Origin of the sequence: Cupriavidus sp. U2 (genome assembly GCF_009663685.2) — a bacterium.
In the GTDB taxonomy this organism is placed as follows: domain Bacteria; phylum Pseudomonadota; class Gammaproteobacteria; order Burkholderiales; family Burkholderiaceae; genus Cupriavidus; species Cupriavidus necator_C.
Genome location: NZ_RCOG02000002.1, coordinates 605,810 through 626,145 on the forward strand (window position 1 = coordinate 605,810; position 20,336 = coordinate 626,145).

Genomic DNA, 20,336 nt, shown 5'->3' on the forward strand with positions numbered 1-20,336 from the left:
GCGGGGCTTTTTAATGCTACGGGCGCCGACGGCTAGCGCAGGCAGCTTTCCATCGCCTGCTTCAGATCGCCAATCAGGTCGCGTGTGTCTTCCAGGCCAATGTACAGGCGTACAAGCTCACCGGCGTTCGTCCAGCCTTCCGGCGGCCAGGTGCCCGCCGGCCGCATCGTGTCGATGTGGTACGGCACCGCCAGGCTATGCGCGCCGCCCCAGGACCAACCGATCGCATAGAGCTTCAGGGCCTCGACGAACGCATCCACCTGCTCGCGCGAAAAGCGGTCATGCAGGATGATCGAAAACAGTCCGCTGGCCCCGGAAAAATCGCGCAACCATTCCGCGTGGCCTGGGCAATCGGGCAAGGCGGGATGCAACACGCGGGTCACCTCCGGACGCTGCTTGAGCCATTCGGCAACTTCACGTGCCGCACGGTCGTGCGCCGCCAGGCGTACCGGCATGCTGGCAAGCCCGCGCAAGACCAGGAAGCAATCGTCCGCCGACACGCCCCAGCCCATGGTCATGCGGGTACGCTTGAGGCGGTCATGCACCTTGTCGTTCTGCGTGATGACGGCACCCATCAGGACATCACTGCCCCCGGACTGGTATTTCGTCAGCGCCTGCACCGAGATATCGATACCCTTCTCGAAGGGCTTGAAATAGACGCCGGCCGACCACGTATTGTCGATGGCGGTCAGCACGCCACGCGCCCGCGCCACCGAGGCAATGGCGGTGGTGTCAGGCACCTCCATCGTCACGGAGCCCGGTGCTTCCATCCAGATCAGCCGCGTATTGGGCTGGATCAGCGAAGCGATTCCGGCACCAATCGACGGATGGTAGTAGCGCACCGTCACGCCGAATTCGCGAGCCAGCCATTCGCCGTGGTCGCGATTCGGGCCATAGACGTTGTCGGGCACGAGCACATCGTCGCCGGTCCGCAGCAAGGCAAAGTACACCAGCGAGATCGCGCCCATGCCCGATGGCAGCAGCAATGTGTGCCGGCCACCTTCAATCTGGGCCAGTTGCTGGCACAGTGCCTCGCTGGTGGGCGTGGCATGCAGGCCGTAGCGCCAGTACGTCTTGCTGCGATCACCATAGGCGCGCAGTTCGGCAAGATTGCGGAAGACGATCGTCGAGCCGCGGTACGTGGGCGTGGAAAAAGAATCGAAACCGGGCGCGATATCCAGTTCAGGTTGGACCGCGGTGGTCTGGATATAGCGGGGGGCATTGCGGGACGAGTCAGATGCAGACACGGCGTATTCCCTGGAAAATTCGGATCAGGCGTCCGAGCTTACCAGCAAATGCCGCGCTCGCCACGTGATGTGGCGCCGACCCGTTAGCGGGACTTGCCCGTCGAGATCGTTGACTTGGGGGCCGGCGGCGCATAGGTGACGCCACTGCCCGGATTGGTGTCAAACGGCGGAATCACCAGATATCCGCCAAACGGGCGAATAAAAAAAGGCAAGACGATCGCCGGATTGTACGCATCGGTCCATGTGCCGCGCACCGCGCCGTTCCGGTCGATCTGACCTTCCCAGTTGCCGGACACACGCGTGCCGTCGTCCGACTCCTCCATCAGGAATGCGCCGTTGTCCCATTCACCGGACAGCAATCGCACGCCCTTCCCATCGCCAATCTGGTACTCGCCTTGCAGGCTGTCTCGTGTGTCGGTCTTCGGCGCGATCCGCATGCGCACTGGCTTGTCGCCCACCGTGCCGACGTAAGTCGGATAGTGCGCGTACTCCTGGCGGGGAGACAGCATGCGAACCGGTCCGGTTGACAGCGACGACCCGCGCGCGGCTTCCCCAGCGCGGATGGCGTCGTTGATGCCGAAGCCGCCGCCCTGCCCGGTTCCTGTCGACAGCTCGTCAGCGGCAGCCATGGCCGTTGCCGGCAGCGCCAGGGTCGTGGCCACGATGATCGAATGCAGCAGGCAGGACAGAACGGTACGGGACAAGACGGCTTCCTCGGCAATCGCGCAAAGTGCCTTTAAATGCGCTCAAAGATCGCGGCGATTCCCTGTCCGCCGCCGATGCACATGGTCACCAGCGCGTAACGACCCTGGACGCGCTGCAATTCATGCACCGCCTTCACGGTGATCAGGGCGCCCGTGGCACCAATCGGATGGCCCAGCGAAATGCCCGAACCGTTCGGATTGACCTTGGCCGGATCCAGCCCCAACGCCTTGGTCACGGCGCAGGCCTGCGCCGCGAACGCTTCATTGGCCTCGATCACGTCCAGATCCTTGACCGACAGGCCGGCACGCTCGAGCGCAATTTTTGTCGCCGGCACGGGGCCGATCCCCATCGTCTTGGGATCGACGCCGGCATGGCCGTAGGAGACCAGACGCGCCAGCGGCTTCAGCCCACGGCGCTCCGCTTCTGCCCGCTCCATCAGCACCACTGCCGCGGCGGCGTCATTGAGACCCGAGGCATTGCCAGCCGTCACCGTACCGTTTTCCTTGACGAAAACCGGCTTCAGCTTCGTCATGTCTTCCATGGTGGCTTCGTGACGCACATGCTCGTCGGTATCGAAAACGACATCGCCCTTGCGCGACTTCAACGTGACCGGAACGATCTGGTCCTTGAAGTGGCCAGCCTTGATGGCGGCCGACGCCCGGCGGTGCGATTCCAGCGCGGCTTCGTCCTGCTGCTGGCGGGAAATGTCGTATTCCTTCGCGACATTCTCGGCCGTCACACCCATGTGAATCGTGTGGAACGGGTCGTGCAGCGCGCCCAGCATCATATCGACGAGCTTGGCGTCGCCCATGCGCGCGCCCCAGCGGGCCATCGGCGCCAGATACGGGGCGCGGCTCATGCTTTCGGCACCGCCGCCAATGGCCACATCGGCGTCGCCCAGCAGGATCGTCTGCGCGGCGCTGACAATCGCCTGCAGACCCGAACCGCACAGGCGGTTTACGGTCAGCGCGGGCGCATTGATGGAAACACCACCGTTGACGGCCGCCACGCGGCCCAGGTACATGTCTTTCGGTTCGGTCTGGATCACATTGCCGAATACGACGTGACCCACGTCGTCGCCTGACACATTGGCGCGGGCCAGCGCCTCGCGTACCACCAGCGCACCCAGTTCGGTCGGGGCCAGGTCCTTCAGGCTGCCGCCAAAGGTACCAATTGCGGTGCGCACACCGCTGACAACCACCACTTCACGCGTCATGTCTTGTCTCCATGCGTTATGTTGCGGTGCACAGTATAGTCGCCGCCACGCAAAAGCGAACGACCGTACTTTTACCTAATTGTCTGGACAGGCACACTTTGGTCTGCCGGTCTGGCCTCCAAAGCCGATACCGAGGCTCATGCGATTTCACCCCAGAGGTCGTGACCGTCGGCACCGGTGATCTTGACGTTCACAAAGTCCCCGGTCTTGAAACGCTGCGACGGCTTGGCGGCCGGGTCGATATAGACCAAACCGTCGATTTCCGGCGCATCGGCGGACGACCGGCCAATGCCGCCGTCCTGGTTCACTTCGTCGACGAGTACCCGCAGCGTCTGCCCCACCTTGCGCTGGAGTCTGCGTGCCGATACGGCCTCGGCAACTTCCATGAACCGCGCGCGGCGCTCTTCACGCACCTCGTCGGGCAGCGCGCCCGGCAGGTCGTTGGCGGTTGCGCCTTCGACCGGTGAATAGGCGAAGCAACCCACGCGGTCCAGCTCGGCTTCGGCAATGAAGTCGAGCAGCGTCTGGAATTCGGCCTCCGTTTCACCCGGAAAACCGGCGATAAACGTGCTGCGGATCGTCAGCTCTGGACAGATTTCGCGCCATGCACGGATGCGGTCCAGGGTCTTTTCGGCGTTGGCCGGACGTTTCATGCGTTTGAGCACATCCGGATGCGCGTGCTGGAGCGGCACATCGAGGTAGGGCAGGACATTGCCCTGGTTCATCAGCGGAATGATCTCGTCCACATGCGGATACGGATAGACATAGTGCAGCCGCACCCAGGCGCCATACTGGCTGGCCAGCTCGCCAAGGGCCGCCACCAGTTCGGTCATGCGCGTCTTCAACGGCCGACCCGCCCAGAAGCCCGTGCGGTACTTGACGTCCACCCCGTAGGCGCTGGTGTCCTGCGAGATCACCAGCAGTTCCTTGACGCCGGCCTTGAACAGGTTTTCGGCTTCCAGCATCACTTCGGCCACTGGGCGCGAAACCAGGTCGCCCCGCATCGACGGGATGATGCAGAACGAGCACCGATGGTTGCAGCCTTCCGAAATCTTCAGATAGGCATAGTGCTTGGGAGTCAGCTTGATCCCCGCGGCCGGCACCAGATCTGTAAAGGGATCATGCGGCTTCGGCAGATGCGTATGCACCGCCTGCATCACTTCGCCCAGCGCATGCGGCCCCGTGACCGCCAGCACCTTCGGGTGCACCGACGACACGATATCGTGTCCGGCCGCATCCTTCTTTGCCCCCAGGCAGCCGGTCACGATGACCTTGCCGTTTTCGGTCAGCGCCTCGCCAATGGCGTCCAGGCTTTCCTGCACGGCCTCGTCGATGAACCCGCAGGTGTTGACTACCACGAGATCGGCACCGTCGTAGGTGCCGCTGATGGCATAGCCTTCGGCGCGCAGCTGCGTAATGATCTGCTCGGAGTCGACCAGGGCCTTGGGGCAGCCAAGTGAAACAAAGCCGACTTTCGGCGCAGGGTTGGACAGATTGGTATCAGACGACATGGGGCACCGCGAATGTGGGATCTGGGCGCGCCCTACCGTCCCCGGTGGTGCGCCGCGCTGGTCTAGTGGCACCCGGCGAGCCTGCCGGGCGCCGTCATTGCCATGAAAGGCCGAGATTTTACCCCGAGCAGGCGGGATTGGCGCACGGGGGAACCAAATGGGCGGAAAGCACGCTACGAGAGGCCCGCCAGACCTCCGACACGTTCGATGATCGGCTTCCACCCCACTGCCAGGCCGAGCACGATGCCGCCGCCTGAGGCCACCCAGAAGACCTTGTTGAGACGGTCTTTCAGGGCGGAGATCTTTTCGTTACCGGCCTGGATGCGATCTCCAAGGGTGATTTCCAGTTTGTCCACCCGTGCATCAGATTTGTCGAACCTGTCGTCCACCCTGTCGAACCGGTCGTCCATCTTGTCCATCCGGGCGTCCATCTGGTCGAATCTGGCATCGATGGCATCGAACCTGGCGTCTACGATTTCGAATTTCGCGTCGATGGCGTCAAACCTGGCGTCCATCCGGCTGAAGCGCGCTTCGGAACGGGCGTCGATTTCCTGCAGCACCCTGGCGATCAGCGACTCGCCCCTTTTCTCCGACGCGGCCAGAGCCTGGGTCATGCGGGCTTCCGATTCGCGAATCCGGTCCGTCAGCCGCGCCTCGGCTTCAACGATCTGTCCGCCGAGACGGGTTTCGACGGCGCCGACCATGGCCTGCGTCGCATCGATTCGCTCCTCGATCCGCGGCTGAGCCGCCGACAACGCGCCGACCTCGTGCTGAATATGGGCCATCTGGCCGTACAGACCGAGTGCAAACTCCAGGACATTCGTGAATTGCGGCGATTCGACAGGATCGGGCTCAAGGCCCCAGGTAGCGGCTTGGCTGGACATGGACGTGCCTCCAGTTCGGGCCCGATGGCGGCGCGCCCCATATGCGTTTGCGCGCGAGATGCCATCGTGCAGCGAAAGAAATTGGGATCAGCGGGTACCCGTTGCTCAGGGTTCGGCCGATTGCACCACAGAAGACTTGCCGCGAACATCGCTCTCCGGGGAGTGCAACACCAATGTGGCAATTCGCCAGACATTCGCAACATCTCGTCGCCGCCGCACAACGAAAAAGGCCCTGCACATGCAGGGCCTGATCGGCGCGGGCGGAAGGCCGCTTACTTCTTGTCAGACTGGTTGAACGGGAACGTGCCGAACATGCTCTTGGCCTGGTTCTGCATCTGTTCCTGCATCTGCACGAACAGGTTCTTGCTCTGCTCGATGTAGTTGCTCATCATCCCCTGCATCATCGGGCCTTGCAGGTTCATGAACTGCGACCACATGTCCGGGCTGAACGCCTCGCCCGAATACAGGCCCTTCGAGTTCTCGGCAAGCTTGTTCTGGATGTCGATGAAGGCCTGGATATTCTTTTCCAGGTAAGTGCCCATCATGCCCTGCATGGCATGGCCGTAGAAACGAATGATCTGCGACAGCATGGCGCTCGAAAACATCGGCACGCCGCCCGTTTCTTCTTCCAGAATGATCTGCAGCAGGATACTGCGCGTGAGTTCCTCGCCCGTCTTTGCGTCGACGACCTTGAATTCCTCGGTATCCATGACCAGCTGCTTGACGTCCGCGAGCGTGATGTAGGTGCTGGTCTGCGTATCGTAGAGCCGGCGATTGGGATATTTCTTGATCAGTCGCTCTGCGCCTTTCTTGGTCGTGGCCATCGGTGCTCTATCCTTTTGTCGTCGCTGATGCCGGCGGTTGGCATCCGCTGCTGCGCCTGGTCGCAACGCTGCTGCACCGCATGCGGTGCAGTGCGCAATGGACGCGTCGTCCCGGGCGGGATCGACGCCGCAGGCGCGCAAGATACAACCGGACCAGACCCGTGAGAAACGCTCTTCTTTGGTGCCGGTTGCGCCATTGCCCTGATTCTATGCTCAAGAAAGCACTATGGAAAGTCGGCAGTGTTTATGGAAAACCCGCAGCAAACCCCGGCCGTATACCCAAAAGGCCTGAAAAAAAGGCCGCCCGCGCGCCGAATGGCATGCGGGCGGCCTGTTTCAGGCGCCGATCGGTTGGCCCGGAATATCCGCTTGTGCACTGCGCTGGATGCGCCGCATCAACCCGACGCGCCAACGCAGGCCGCCGGCGTCAGCCCATGTGCAGGCCGCCGTTCAGCGAGAAGTCGGCACCGGTCGAAAAACCGGATTCTTCCGATGCCAGCCAGGCACAGATCGAAGCAATCTCGGCCGGCTCGCCGAGGCGCTTGACCGGGATCGTGCCGACGATCTTGTCCAGCACGTCCTGACGGATGGACTTGACCATGTCGGTGGCGATATAGCCCGGCGACACCGTGTTCACGGTCACGCCCTTGGTGGCCATTTCCTGCGCCAGCGCCATCGTGAAGCCGTGCAGGCCTGCCTTCGCCGTCGAGTAGTTCGTCTGGCCGAACTGGCCTTTCTGGCCGTTCACCGACGAAATATTGATGATCCGGCCCCAGCCACGGTCTGCCATGCCGTCGATCACCTGCTTGGTCACGTTGAACAGCGACGTCAGGTTGGTGTCGATCACGGCGTCCCAGTCGGCCCGCGTCATCTTGCGGAAGACCACGTCGCGCGTGATGCCGGCGTTGTTGACCAGCACATCCACTTCGCCCACTTCTGCCTTGACCTTGTCGAAGGCCGCCTTGGTCGAATCCCAGTCGGCCACGTTGCCTTCGGACGCCACGAACTCGTAGCCGAGCGCGCGTTGTTGTTCGAGCCATTTCTCGCGGCGTGGCGAGTTCGGGCCGCAGCCCGCCACCACCTTGAATCCGTCCTTGGCCAGACGCTGGCAAATCGCGGTTCCGATGCCACCCATGCCGCCGGTCACATATGCAATGCGCTGAGTCATATCCACTCCTAGTTGGCTCGCTCGATCGTTGTTATCGATGCTCAGGTCTGTATCGATGCCGGCAGGTAGACGTTCCTCGGCACGCGCCGCCGGCATGCCTCCTGCAATCAGCGCTCGACTGCCAGCGCCACGCCCATGCCGCCGCCGATGCACAGCGAGGCCAGGCCCTTCTTCGCGTCACGACGCTTCATTTCGTGCAGCAGGGTCACCAGAATGCGGCAGCCCGATGCACCGATCGGATGGCCGATGGCGATGGCGCCACCGTTCACGTTGATCTTCGACTGGTCCCAGCCCATTTCCTTGTGCACTGCCAGGGCCTGGGCGGCGAAGGCTTCATTGATTTCCATGAGATCCAGGTCCTTGACGCCCCAGCCGGCGCGCGACAGGCAGCGTTTGCTGGCCGGCACCGGACCCATGCCCATCACGGCCGGATCCACGCCGGCGTTGGCGTAGGCCTTGATCGTGGCCAGCGGGGTCAGGCCCAGTTCCTTGGCCTTGGCCGCCGACATCACCACGACGGCGGCGGCGCCGTCGTTCAGGCCCGATGCATTGGCGGCCGTCACCGTGCCGGCCTTGTCGAAGGCGGGCTTCAGGCCGGCCATGCTGTCCAGCGTGGCGCCCTGGCGCACGAACTCGTCGGTCTTGAAGGCCACCGGATCGCCCTTGCGCTGCGGAATCAGCACCGGCACGATTTCCTCGTCGAACTTGCCGGCCTTCTGGGCGGCTTCGGCCTTGTTCTGCGATCCCACGGCGAACTCGTCCTGGGCTTCGCGCGTGATGCCGTATTCCTTGGCCACGTTTTCGGCCGTGATGCCCATGTGGTACTGGTTGTAGACGTCCCACAGGCCGTCGACAATCATCGAGTCCACCAGCTTGGTGTCGCCCATGCGGAAGCCGTCGCGCGAGCCCGGCAGCACGTGCGGTGCGGCGCTCATGTTCTCCATGCCGCCAGCCACCACGATTTCGGCTTCGCCGGCGATGATGGCGTTGGCGGCCAGCATCACCGCCTTCAGGCCGGAGCCGCACACCTTGTTGATGGTCATGGCCGGCACCATGTCCGGCAGGCCGGCCTTGCGCGATGCCTGGCGCGCCGGGTTCTGGCCCGAAGCGGCCGTCAGCACCTGGCCCATGATCACTTCGCTCACCTGGTCCGGCTTCACGCCGGCGCGCTCGAGCGCGGCCTTGATCACGATGGCGCCCAGTTCAGGCGCCGGGATCTTCGCCAGGGAGCCACCGAACTTGCCTACTGCGGTACGGGCTGCGGAAACAATGACGATGTCGGTCATTTCAGGTCCTTTCGAGAAAGCGAATCGCGGATCGGTTCGAAACCGGGCCGGCCGTCACGGCCAGCCCGCATGAAATCAGGCGCGCTGTCTGACGTAGCGGCCGGGCGCCGGCTCCACCGGCGGGTAATGTTCGTTGCCCAGCGCGTCGGATGCGGCGCGCTTCGGGCCTGCCTGCTTGCCCAGCCAGGCCATCCAGTCGGGCCACCAGCTGCCCGGGTGCTCCTGGGCGCCCGCCAGCCATTCCTGGGCCGATTCGGGCAGCGCATCGTTGGTCCAGTGGCTGCGCTTCTTTTTCGCCGGCGGATTGATCACGCCGGCGATATGGCCAGAGGCGCCCAAGACGAAGCGGAGCTTGTTCTTCAGCAGCGCGGTCGATGCATAGGCAGCCATCCACGGCACGATATGGTCTTCCCGTGACCCGTAGATATAGGTCGGCACGTCGATCTTGCCCAGGTCCACCGGGGCGTTGCAGACGGTCAGCTTGCCAGGCACCTTGAGTTCATCCTGCAGGTAGGTGTGGCGCAGGTACCAGCAATACCACGGGCCAGGCAGATTGGTGGCGTCGCCGTTCCAGAACAGCAGGTCGAACGGCACCGGCGTATTGCCCTTCAGGTAGTTGTCCACCACGTAGTTCCACACCAGGTCGTTGGGTCGCAGGAACGAGAACGTGTTGGCCAGCTCCACGCCGCGCAGCAGGCCGCAAGGCGCACCGGACGCGCCGCCCAGCGTGGCTTCGCGCAATTGCACGTGTGCTTCGTCGACGAATACGTCGAGGATGCCGGTATCGGAGAAATCGAGCAGTGTCGTCAGCAGCGTCAGGCTGGCTGCCGGCCGTTCGCCACGCGCGGCCAGCACGGCCAGCGCGGTGGAGATGATGGTGCCACCCACGCAGAAGCCCAGCACGTTGATCTGGTCCTGCCCGCTGATATCCCGCGTCACCTCGATCGCCCGAATGGCCGCGTGCTCGATGTAGTCGTCCCACGTGCGCTCGGCCATCGAGGCATCGGGGTTGCGCCACGACACCAGGAAGACCGTGTGGCCGTTTTCCACGGCGTGCCGCACCAGCGAGCTTTCGGGCTGCAGGTCGAGGATGTAGTACTTGTTGATGCACGGTGGCACCAGCAGCAGCGGCCGGGCGTAGACCTTGTCGGTCAGCGGCTTGTACTGCAGCAGCTGGAAGTATTCGTTCTCGTAGACCACGGCGCCTTCGGTCACCGCCACGTTGCGGCCCACTTCGAAGGCCTTCTCATCGGTCTGCGAGATCTTGCCGCGCTGCAGGTCTTCCAGCATGTTGCGCACGCCGTTGCGCAGCGATTCACCGCCCGACTCGATCAGGCGCTGCTGGGCATCGGGATTGGTGGCCAGGAAGTTGGCCGGCGACATGGCATCGACCCACTGCGACACCGCGAAGCGGATGCGCTGGCGTACCTTCGGGTCGGCTTCCACGGCATCGGCCAGTTCGGTCATGGCGCGCGCCGTCAGCAGATAGAACGCAGCGGTATACCGGTATGGTGCGTTGTTGCGCCAGGCAGGACTGGCGAAGCGGCGATCGGACAAGCGTTCGCTGGCACCGGCATTGCCGTTGCCGCCCGGATGGCCGTTGGCGACCATGGCGCCCTCGCCCATTTCGCGCCAGAGCTCGGCAAAGTCCTTCAGATAGCGTTGCTGGATGCCGGCCAGCTGGTCCGGCGAGATCTTCACCGCGCCGCCGTTCGCACCGCCAGTCGGAAACGCCTGCTGAAACGCCTTGGCGAAGGCATCGCCCGCGGGAAAGCCACCGGGGAATGCACCGGCCAGACCCGCCGGGAAACCGGCCGGCATCTCGCCGTTGGTTTCAGGGGCCCACTGACGGGACCATTCCAGCCATGCAGCTGGATCGAATGGCCCCGGCGCAAATTGAAACGGTTGGGACTTGTCTTCCTTTCCGGAAGCTGCCGCACCTTTGCCGGTCGCCATGATGTGATCGTCTCTCTGCCTGTCGTAGTGGATGACGGGCTCGGGGTAACTGTCTCCCGACCCGCCCCATATCCCGGGTTGCGTCCGCAAGCTGCCCAGGGCTGCTTGGCTCTTACGCTATGCTTGCCGGCGAAACCCTGGAATCGTTCCTCGGTTCCGATACATTTCGAGGCATTGTTGCCTTGCAATGGAGAGACTGTCAATGCGGAAATCCGCATTGCGATGCGGGGGGCGAATAAGTGAAGCCCGACCTACCGGACGGTAACGCTGGCGCGGGTTGCCGGGCCGGTCCAACCTCTATTCGAGAAAGATGAAAGCCTGATGTATATCGTGGCAATTGGCTGGCTTTACGTCGCCCTGATGATGGCCATCACCGAGACCAGCGTCGTCGCCGGTGTGGCCACGTTCCTGCTGTACGGATTGGCGCCGGTGTCGATCGTGATGTACATCATGGGGACGCCGGGCCGGCGTCGCAGGCGCCGTGCGCAGGAAGGCCGTGACGCCGCGCAAGCCGCCTCGGCACAGGCGGCGCGGCTTCCGGACGATGGCGCTGCCGGGCCCTAGTCGGCCAGCCAGACCAGCGTGGCCATGCGGCCCGTGGTGCGGTCGCGGCGGTAAGAGTAGAAGCGGTCGGCCTCGCGGACCGTGCAGGCATTGCCGCCGAACACCTGCGTGCAGCCGGCGCGGGCAAGGCGAATGCGTGCGAGTGCATACAGATCAGCCAGGAATTTGCCCGATCCGCCCGCGATGAACGCCGCCGCCACGGCCGCACGCTCGTCGGGCAAGGCCTGCTGCAGGAATGCTTCGCGTACTTCGGGCCCCACTTCGAAGGCATCGGGGCCGATCGCCGGCCCGAGCCAGGCCAGCCACTGCGCCTGGGCGCCCGCTCGTGCTGCCATGCGTGCCAAGGTGGCCTCGATCACGCCATCGCACAGCCCGCGCCAGCCGGCGTGAGCGGCACCCACTACCGTGCCTTCCGTATTGCACAGCAATACGGGCAGGCAGTCGGCCGTCATGATCGCGCAGACGTGTCCGGGCGTGGCACTCACGCTGGCATCGGCGCGCGGCACATCGTCGCCTTGGCCGGCGTCATCGGCTGTCGCCACGCCGCATCCATGCACCTGCTCCAGCCACCGAGGCATGGCCGGCAGGTAGCTGGCCAGCCGGGCGCGGTTGGTGGCCACGGCAGCCGGATCGTCGCCGACGTGCGTGCCCAGGTTGAGCCCTCCGGCGCTACCGTCTGCCAGGCCATACTGGCCCGCGCTGACACCCCCCTTTCGCGTGGTGGACAGCGCGCGCACCCGGGCCGGCGCCGGCCAGTCCGGGACGATCCAGGCCGCGTCACCGGCCATCGGGTCAACCGTCGCGCGGTCAGTCGTCATCGTCATCGGCCTCTCCTTCGTACCACTCGGGCTCGCCCTCGTCCTCGTCGTCTTCCTCGGCATACCGCTCGAAGTCGAGCGCATCGATCAGCGCCTGCAGGTCTTCGGGCGGCTCGGCCTCCCATGATTTCTTGCGGCCCGTCACCGGATGCATCAGCCCCAGCCGGTATGCGTGCAGCGCCTGGCGGGTGAACGGCACCGGCAGCGGAACGCGCACGGCCGGGCGCTGGCCGCGCTGCGTCGCCTTGTGATAGACCGGATCTCCCACAAGCGGATGGCCGATGGACTCGAAATGCACGCGGATCTGGTGCGTGCGCCCGGTTTCCAGCTGGCACATCACCATCGACACCTTCGAGCGGCCCAGCGGCACCGTACCAAGCGTTTCGAAATGGGTGCGCGACGGCTTGCCGCTGTTGGTATGCACGATGGCCATCCGCGTGCGCTCGCGCGGATCGCGCCCGATCGGCGCATCGATCGTGCCCTCGTCGGGCGTCTCGCCCCAGACCAGCGCGATATACGTGCGCTTGACCGTGCGGGCCTGCAGCTGCCGCACCAGGTCGGTCTGCGCGGTCAGCGTGCGTGCCACCACCATCAGGCCCGACGTTTCCTTGTCCAGCCGATGCACGATGCCGGCGCGCGGCAGGCGCGCCGCGTGCGGATCGCGATGCAGCAGGCCATTGAGCACCGTGCCGCTCCAGTTGCCTGCGGCAGGATGCACCACCAGCCCGGCCGGCTTGTTGATGACCAGCAGGGCGTCGTCCTCGTACAGCACGTCCAGCGGGACGTCCTCTGCCGTAAACGCCATCGATTCCGGCGCGGCCTGGGGCCGGATCTCGATCTGCTGGCCCATCTGGACGGATGCCTTGGCGCGGCTGGGCTCGCCGTCCACGCGGACGGCACCATCCTCGATCCACTGCTGGATGCGGCTGCGCGAAAATTCGTTGAAATGCCGCGCGAGCAGCTTGTCGAGCCGCTCGCCGTGCGCCGCGCTATCGACTTCCAGGTACAGTGGCATCAGGTCAGGCGCGGCAGGCGCCGTGGCAGGCACCTCGTCATTGAATTCGTCCGTCGCCCCCCCTTCGTCGCCGTCGTCGAAATGGTCGTCGAAGTCTTCGGATTCCTCGTGGGTCACGTCGGCTTTTGCGGTGTGGCGTTCCAGACCGGTTTCGGTCTTGGGGCTTCGGCTATAATGCTTGGCGCTATTTTTTTTCATCCGGAACAGGTTGCCCATGCAATTGCAGAGCATCAAACGCGCGAACTGGCGCGCGAAAATTGGAGCGGTTTTGCTCGCAGGCGGATGCGTCATGCTATCGGCATGCGGCCTGCTGGGAGACCAGCCTGACGAAACCGCCGGCTGGTCGGCCAACAAATTATATTCGGAAGCCAAGGATGCCCTCGATGGCGGCGACTACACGCGCGCCGTCAAGCTGTACGAAAAGCTCGAGGGCCGCTATCCGTTTGGCCGCTATGCACAGCAGGCCCAGATCGATACCGCCTACGCCAACTACAAGGATGGCGAGACCGCTGCCGCGCTGGCTGCCGTGGACCGCTTCATCCAGCTGCACCCGAGCCACCCGAACATCGATTACGCCTACTACCTCAAGGGCCTGATCAACTTCAACGACAACCTTGGCTGGCTTGGCCGCTTCTCGGGCCAGGATCTCAGCGAACGCGACCCCAAGGCAGCCCGCGCCGCCTATGACGCGTTCCAGACCCTGATCACGCGCTATCCGGACAGCAAGTACACGCCGGACGCCACGCTGCGCATGCAGTACATCGTCAACGCGCTGGCCCAGCACGAAGTCCACGCCGCGCGTTACTACTACCGCCGCGGCGCCTACCTGGCGGCCGTGAACCGCGCGCAGCAGGCGCTCAAGGACTACGATGGCGCGCCGGCCAACGAAGAGGCGCTGTACATCATGGTGCGGTCGTACGATGCGCTGGGCATGAAAGACCTGCGCGACGACGCGGCACGCGTGATGGAACGCAACTACCCAAACAGCGATTTCATCAAGTACGGACAACGCCGCAAGGACAAGTCCTGGTGGGAAGTGTTCTGACGACGCCCGGCCTGGCCGGAGCATGAGAAAAGCCCGACGCAAGGTCGGGCTTTTTCGTTTTTTGGCGATGGTGTTGGATGCTTGCTGGCGCTTTTCCGGCCCCGCCCGCCCCGTCTATACCTCGCCGCGCTGTCCTTCATCCCCCGCATCGCCGCCCGCTTCCCCGCCAGGCGTGGCGTCCGCGCCTGCCTCACCGGCCGGCTGGCGCAGGCTTTCCAGGAAACGCACCACCGTTTCGGCCTCGCGCGTACGCGTGAACGGCGGCAAGCTCTGCCAGATCTGCCGGCCGTATGGCTTTTCTACGAGTCGCGTGTCGCAGATGGCCAGCACGCCGCGATCCGATTCCGAACGGATCAGCCGCCCGGCGCCCTGCTTCAGCGTAATCACCGCGTGCGGCAGCTGGTGTACGGCAAACGGGCTCAGGCCCTTTTTCTGCAGCACCTCCATGCGGGCGGCCAGCACCGGGTCGTCGGGCGGCGCGAACGGCAGCTTGTCGATGACCACCAGAGAAAGCGCCTCGCCGCGCACATCCACGCCTTCCCAGAAGCTCTGGCTGCCGACCAGCACCGCGTTACCGAGTTGACGAAAGCGGTCCAGCAGTTCGGTGCGGCTGGCCTGCCCCTGCACCAGCAGCGGCAGGTTGATGCCGCGCGCGGCGAACAGGTCGTAGAGCATGTCCGACGCCTTCTGCACCGCGCGCAGCGTGGTACAGAGCAGGAATGTCCGGCCGCCAGCCGCCTCGATCAGCGGCAGCGCCCTTTCGACCACGGCTTCGGTGAACTGGGGCGAATTCGGCGGTGGCATGTCGCGCGGCACATAGAGCAGGCCCTGCTTCGCATAGTCGAACGGACTGGGCAGCGTCAGCGATTGATCCTTGTTCAGCCCCAGCTGCGCCGCGTAGTGGGCGAAATTGCCCTTCACCGACAGTGTCGCCGAGGTAAAGATCCAGGCGCGGGGATGGCCTTCGCGCTGGCGCGTGAAGATCGGCGCGATCGACAACGGGGTGCGGTGCAGCTGGACGGTGTGGGAGAACACTTCGACCCAGCGCACGGTATCCGGGCCGAACTGGGCAGGCGCGGGCGGCGGCGGGGTCTCGGCGTCGCCCCCGGCGGCCTCCGCCGCCGTCTCGCCGGACGACGCGGGGGCCGAGGCCGGCGCGGCAGCGCGATCGTCCCGCCAGACTTCCAGCTTGTTGGCCAGCTCCACGGCCCGGCGATGGCATTGCTCCAGCGTTTCGGCGCGCTCGGCCTGCGATTCCAGCGCCTCGACAAACCCCGACAGCGCCTCTTCCAGTGCGTCCAGCGTTTCGTAGAACGGCTCTGCGGTGCGCGGATCGGCATCGATCTGCCCCATCGCCATGCGCACGTTGTCGCGGCCGAACGCCAGCCGCAAGTCGCGCGCGGCGCGTTCCAGCGGCGCGCCCAGCGCGACCCAGTCCACGGCGTCGCGGGCATGTGACAGCCCTTCGGCCACGGTGTCGCGTGCCAGTTCGAGCAACTGGCTGGTGGACAGCGTTTCGCCGAAGAACAGCGTCGCCGTTTCCGGAAGCTGGTGGGCTTCGTCGAAGATCACGGTGTTGGCGGCCGGCAGCAGTTCGGCCATGCCGGTATCGCGCAGCACCACGTCGGCAAAGAACAGGTGATGGTTCACCACCACCACATCGGCCTGCTGCGCTTCCTTGCGGGCGCGCATCACAAAGCACTCCTTGTAGTTCGGGCATTCGCTGCCCAGGCAGTTGTCCCGCGTGGACGTCACCATCTGCCAGACGGGCGCGTTCTCGGGCACGGCCGCCAGTTCGGCCTTGTCGCCGGTCGCCGTGGTCTTGGCGAATTTCCCGATGTCGCGCAGCCACGCGGCATCCTGCTTCGACGCAAGCCGACCGTTGGCCTGCGCGCGCTCCAGATGGTAGTGGCACACGTAATTGGCGCGCCCCTTGAGCAGCGACACCGACACCGGCACGTTCAGCGCATGGCGCACCGTCGGAATATCGCGCAGGAACAGCTGGTCCTGCAGGTTCTTGGTGCCGGTGGACAGGATGACCTTGCCGCCCCAGAGCATGGCGGGTACCAGGTAGGCAAACGTCTTGCCGGTGCCGGTGCCGGCCTCGACGATGACCGTGTCGTTCTGGCCGATGGCATTGGCCACGGCCTGGGCCATCTTCAACTGCGACGCGCGCGGACGGTAGCCCGGGATGGCCGTGGCCAGCGTGCCCGTGTCGGCGAACATCGTCGACAGTTGGGCGGCTTGCGAGGCCGCCTGGCTGGCCGATGCCGCGGCCACGGCGTCGCCTGGCGATTCGGCAGGTTCGTGGGCATCGGGCGCCTCGGCGGCATCGGACAGGAGGTCGTCAGTGGGATCTGGCAAGGTGGGGCTTTCTTCGATACCCGTGGCCGGTGGGCGTGCCACGGGAGATGTGTGGTGCGTGTACCGCGCTTGCGCTGGCCGGATCGACGGCCCAGCGCGCCGCTGCGGGGGCGTCAGGCCGGAACATCGGGTTCCAGGTGCAGCTGCAGCAAGGTGATCGCGTCCTTGAGCTTGAGGCGGCGCTTTTTCAGGCGGCGCAGCTGCAGTTCATCGTGGGCGGGATCGGCGGACAGCCGGTCGATCAGGAAATCGAGGTCGCGGTGTTCGATCTGCAACTCGATGATCTGCCGCGCCAGCGTGTTGAGATTTTCATCCATGGTGCGCCTTCGTACTCCAGGGCGGCGGCCAGCGGCCCCGCCCGACCCTGCCAACGAATCAGAAACCGAACGGGCTCGGCCCGGAATTCTGGCCGCCCTGCTTCTGCTTCTCCTCGGCACGTGCGCGCCGCTCGTCCAGGTCCTTCTGGCGCTGCACGGCGTCTGCCTGCTTCTGCTCGTAAGTCTTGACGTTTTCCTGACGCTGGCGCGCGCTTTCGGCGCCCTTCTGCTGGGCTTCCTTCATGCGCGCGTTGTAATCGTCCTGCTTCTTCTGGTAGGCCTCGGCATTGGCCGCGCGCTGGGGCGCCTGCCCCGTGGCCTGCGCATCGCGCAGCGCCTGTTCCTGCTGCTTGCGTTCGAAGGCTTCCCGGCTGGCCTGCTCGTTGGCCGCCCGGCCCGGCTGGCCGGCCTCGTATTCGGCGCGGCGCAGGGCCTGCTCGCGATCGCGCGTTGCCGCCTTGTAGGCCCGCTCGGCATCGCCAACTTCCAGATCCCTGGCGCGCAGCACGTGCAGTTCCTCGCGCTGCACGTCCTTGGCCTTCTCGATGCAGTGGGTCACCAGGAACTTGCTGTAGCACGCGCGCTCGGCCACCGCGAAGCGGTAATTGGTCCATGCACGCGAATCATTGATGGCCTTGCGCTCGGCCTCGAAATCGCGGGGCTTGCCCGGGTCCGGCGGGATGGGTGCCGCAGTGGGCGCCGACGGCGGCGCGAACGAAGGAGCGGCAGCGGGTGCCGACGCCTGCGCGTGCGCGGTGCCCAGCGGCGCCGCCAGCAGCAGCGCGGCCAGCGCCAGCGTGGCAATCGGGAAAGCGGAAATGGAAACCGGGCGAGCCATGACGGCCGGAAGGGGCTTGACGATCATGCCGCGATTCTAGCATCCGGGGACCCCTCGGACCGCACCGCGAACCGGGCGCCGGGTGCCGTGCGGGCACCCCCCGCGCCAGCCGCGGAAAAGACAGTGTAAAAGGTGTCTTCCCGTCACCGGAAGCGCGCCGCGCTTGTGGCACAATGCCCCGCTTTCGACTGACTCGTTTTCTCGATGTCCAATCTGCCTGCTTCCGTCCTGCAAAAGATTGTGTCGCTGATCGCGGCCGAACTGTCCGTGCAACCGCGCCAGGTGGCGGCTGCCGTGGACCTCCTGGACGAAGGTGCCACGGTGCCGTTTATCGCCCGCTACCGCAAGGAAGTGACGGGCAACCTCGACGATACGCAGCTGCGTAATCTCGAAGAGCGCCTGCTGTACCTGCGCGACATGGAAGACCGCCGCGCCACGATCCTGGCGTCGATCGAGGAACAGGGCAAGCTGACCGACGAGCTGCGCGCCGCCATCGAGGGCGCCGAGACCAAGCAGACGCTGGAAGACCTCTACCTGCCCTACAAGCCAAAGCGCCGCACGCGCGCCCAGATCGCCCGCGAATGCGGCCTGGAGCCGCTGGCGCAGGCACTGCTGGCCGACCCCACACTGGATCCGCAAGTCGAGGCCGCCAAATACGTCAATGGCAACCCCACCGCCGAAGGCGGCGTGCCTGACACCAAGGCCGCGCTGGACGGCGCCCGCGACATCCTGTCCGAGCAGTTTGGCGAAACGGCCGAGCTGCTGGGCAAGCTGCGCGACCACCTGTGGAACAACGGCGTGGTGTCGTCCACGGTCATGGAAGGCAAGGAAACCGCCGAGGAAGAGAAATTCCGCGACTACTACCAGTACAGCGAGACCCTCCGTACCGTGCCGTCGCACCGTGCGCTGGCGCTGTTCCGCGGCCGCAACGCAGGCGTGCTGCTGGTCAAGCTTGGCCTGGGCGAGGAGCAGGACGCCATGGTGCCGCACCCGTGCGAAGGCATGATTGCGCGCCATGTCGGCATCGAGAACCGCAACCGTCCGGCCGACAAATGGCTGGCCGACGTGTGCCGCTGGTGCTGGCGCGTCAAGGTGCAGCCGCACCTGGAAACCGAGCTGCTGACCCAGCTGCGCGAGACCGCCGAGGCCGAGGCCATCAAGGTGTTCGGCCGCAACCTGCACGAACTGCTGCTGGCCGCGCCGGCGGGTCCGAAGTCCGTGATGGGTATCGACCCGGGCATCCGCACAGGCTGCAAGATCGCCGTGGTGGACAGCACCGGCAAGCTGCTCGATACCGCGACGATCTACCCGCACGAGCCGCGCCGTGACTGGAACGGTTCGCTGGCCACGCTGGCCCGGCTGGCCAGGCAGCACAATGTGGCGCTCTGCTCGATCGGCAACGGCACGGCCAGCCGCGAGACCGACAAGCTCGTGCAGGACCTGATTAAGGGTGCCCCGGAACTGAAACTGACCAAGATCGTGGTCAGCGAAGCCGGCGCGTCGGTGTACTCGGCGTCGGAACTGGCCGCCAAGGAATTCCCGGACCTGGACGTATCGCTGCGCGGCGCGGTGTCGATTGCCCGCCGTCTGCAGGACCCGCTGGCCGAGCTGGTCAAGATCGATCCCAAGTCGATCGGCGTGGGCCAGTACCAGCACGACGTGAACCAGCGCGAGCTGGCCCGTGCGCTGGACGCCGTGGTGGAAGACTGCGTGAACGCGGTGGGCGTGGACGTGAACACGGCATCCGCCCCGCTGCTGGCGCGCGTGTCGGGCCTGAACTCGGTGCTGGCGCGCAATATCGTCGAATTCCGAGATGCCAACGGTGCGTTCAGCAATCGCGAATCGCTGAAAAAGGTGCCGCGCCTGGGCGACAAGACGTTCGAGCAGGCCGCCGGGTTCCTGCGCATCAACAATGGCGACAACCCGCTGGACCGTTCGTCTGTGCACCCGGAAGCCTACCCGGTGGTGCAGAAGATCCTGGACCATATCAAGAAGGGCCTGCCGGAGGTGATGGGCAACCGCGAGAGCCTGCGTGGCCTGTCGCCGCAGCAGTTTGCCGACGACAAGTTCGGCCTGCCGACCGTGCGCGACATCCTGACCGAACTGGAAAAGCCAGGCCGCGACCCGCGCCCCGAGTTCAAGACCGCTACCTTCCAGGAAGGCGTGGAAGACGTGAAGGACCTGCAGCCGGGCATGATCCTGGAAGGCGTGGTCACGAACGTGGCAGCCTTTGGTGCGTTCGTCGACATCGGCGTGCATCAGGACGGACTGGTCCACATCTCGGCGCTGTCCACCAAGTTCGTCAAGGACGCGCACGAAGTGGTCAAGGCCGGCCAGATCGTCAAGGTCAAGGTCATGGAAGTGGACGTCAAGCGAAACCGCATCGGCCTGACCATGCGCCTGGACGACGAGCCCGGCCAGCAGACCGCCCGAGCCGGCGGCGGCGACCGCCCGGCCGATCGGGGCCAGCGTGGCGGCGGTGGCAACCGTGGCGCAGGCGGCAACGCCCGCCGCGAGCCCGAAGCGCAAGGCGCCATGGCCGCGGCCTTTGCCAAGCTGAAGCGTTAAGCCACCGGCA

General features: G+C 65.2%; 17 protein-coding genes. 3 read left to right on the plus strand and 14 right to left on the minus strand.

The features are described from left to right. Positions 1–32 precede the first annotated feature (32 nt). From D9X30_RS04310 to phaC, 9 genes are all read right to left on the minus strand, one after another. Positions 33–1,247, minus strand: a complete 1,215-nt coding sequence (locus D9X30_RS04310; protein ID WP_249640881.1) for a cystathionine beta-lyase — start codon at positions 1,245–1,247, stop codon at positions 33–35. 83 nt (positions 1,248–1,330) lie between these two features. Continuing rightward, positions 1,331–1,876 carry a hypothetical protein gene (locus D9X30_RS04315; RefSeq protein ID WP_228770942.1) on the minus strand — a complete coding sequence of 182 codons (546 nt, stop codon included), beginning with the start codon at positions 1,874–1,876 and terminating at the stop codon, positions 1,331–1,333. Between the two features lie 107 nt (positions 1,877–1,983). Then, positions 1,984–3,168 (minus strand): beta-ketothiolase BktB, encoded by a 1,185-nt coding sequence (gene bktB, locus D9X30_RS04320; RefSeq protein WP_153948123.1) that lies wholly within the window; start codon positions 3,166–3,168, stop codon positions 1,984–1,986. A 137-nt stretch (positions 3,169–3,305) separates the two neighbouring features. Next, the gene (rimO, locus tag D9X30_RS04325) at positions 3,306–4,679 is read right to left on the minus strand and encodes a 30S ribosomal protein S12 methylthiotransferase RimO (protein WP_153948122.1); all 1,374 of its coding nucleotides are present in this window, start codon (positions 4,677–4,679) and stop codon (positions 3,306–3,308) included. 173 nt (positions 4,680–4,852) lie between these two features. Beyond that, the gene (locus D9X30_RS04330; RefSeq protein WP_153948121.1) at positions 4,853–5,563 is read right to left on the minus strand and encodes a hypothetical protein; all 711 of its coding nucleotides are present in this window, start codon (positions 5,561–5,563) and stop codon (positions 4,853–4,855) included. A 272-nt stretch (positions 5,564–5,835) separates the two neighbouring features. Beyond that, complete coding sequence (gene phaR / locus D9X30_RS04335; RefSeq protein WP_153948120.1) at positions 5,836–6,387, minus strand: polyhydroxyalkanoate synthesis repressor PhaR; 552 nt, start codon at positions 6,385–6,387, stop codon at positions 5,836–5,838. Positions 6,388–6,814: 427 nt separating this feature from the next. Continuing rightward, positions 6,815–7,555 (minus strand): 3-ketoacyl-ACP reductase, encoded by a 741-nt coding sequence (locus D9X30_RS04340; RefSeq protein WP_153948119.1) that lies wholly within the window; start codon positions 7,553–7,555, stop codon positions 6,815–6,817. 107 nt (positions 7,556–7,662) lie between these two features. Next, the gene (locus tag D9X30_RS04345) at positions 7,663–8,841 is read right to left on the minus strand and encodes an acetyl-CoA C-acetyltransferase (protein WP_153948118.1); all 1,179 of its coding nucleotides are present in this window, start codon (positions 8,839–8,841) and stop codon (positions 7,663–7,665) included. A 75-nt stretch (positions 8,842–8,916) separates the two neighbouring features. Further along, the gene (gene phaC / locus D9X30_RS04350) at positions 8,917–10,797 is read right to left on the minus strand and encodes a class I poly(R)-hydroxyalkanoic acid synthase (protein ID WP_153948117.1); all 1,881 of its coding nucleotides are present in this window, start codon (positions 10,795–10,797) and stop codon (positions 8,917–8,919) included. A gap of 321 nt (positions 10,798–11,118) precedes the next feature. Between phaC and D9X30_RS04355 the strand changes: the two genes are divergently transcribed. Continuing rightward, positions 11,119–11,361, plus strand: coding sequence for a hypothetical protein (locus D9X30_RS04355; protein ID WP_153948116.1), 243 nt, complete (start codon positions 11,119–11,121; stop codon positions 11,359–11,361). Here the strand turns inward: D9X30_RS04355 and pgeF are convergent. Then, entirely contained in the window at positions 11,358–12,185 is an 828-nt protein-coding gene (pgeF, locus tag D9X30_RS04360; RefSeq protein ID WP_502799602.1) for a peptidoglycan editing factor PgeF, read from the minus strand. The genes D9X30_RS04355 and pgeF overlap by 4 nt on opposite strands. Further along, positions 12,169–13,392, minus strand: coding sequence for an RluA family pseudouridine synthase (locus D9X30_RS04365; protein ID WP_153948115.1), 1,224 nt, complete (start codon positions 13,390–13,392; stop codon positions 12,169–12,171). The genes pgeF and D9X30_RS04365 overlap by 17 nt, the downstream gene beginning before the upstream one ends. Before the next feature lie 16 nt (positions 13,393–13,408). On the opposite strand from D9X30_RS04365, the gene D9X30_RS04370 reads away from it, so the two are divergent. Further along, the gene (locus D9X30_RS04370; protein WP_029050638.1) at positions 13,409–14,239 is read left to right on the plus strand and encodes an outer membrane protein assembly factor BamD; all 831 of its coding nucleotides are present in this window, start codon (positions 13,409–13,411) and stop codon (positions 14,237–14,239) included. A 114-nt stretch (positions 14,240–14,353) separates the two neighbouring features. Here the strand turns inward: D9X30_RS04370 and yoaA are convergent, their stop codons facing one another. The 3 genes from yoaA to D9X30_RS04385 form a co-directional block, all read right to left on the minus strand. Further along, entirely contained in the window at positions 14,354–16,465 is a 2,112-nt protein-coding gene (yoaA, locus tag D9X30_RS04375; RefSeq protein WP_502799610.1) for a DNA repair helicase YoaA, read from the minus strand. A gap of 251 nt (positions 16,466–16,716) precedes the next feature. Continuing rightward, positions 16,717–16,920 carry a DUF465 domain-containing protein gene (locus tag D9X30_RS04380; RefSeq protein ID WP_029050639.1) on the minus strand — a complete coding sequence of 68 codons (204 nt, stop codon included), beginning with the start codon at positions 16,918–16,920 and terminating at the stop codon, positions 16,717–16,719. A 58-nt stretch (positions 16,921–16,978) separates the two neighbouring features. Then, a complete protein-coding gene (locus D9X30_RS04385; protein ID WP_153948113.1) occupies positions 16,979–17,785 on the minus strand; it encodes a hypothetical protein in 807 nt (268 codons plus the stop codon). Positions 17,786–17,962: 177 nt separating this feature from the next. Between D9X30_RS04385 and D9X30_RS04390 the strand changes: the two genes are divergently transcribed. Next, positions 17,963–20,326, plus strand: coding sequence for a Tex family protein (locus D9X30_RS04390; protein ID WP_153948112.1), 2,364 nt, complete (start codon positions 17,963–17,965; stop codon positions 20,324–20,326). Positions 20,327–20,336: the final 10 nt, after the last annotated feature.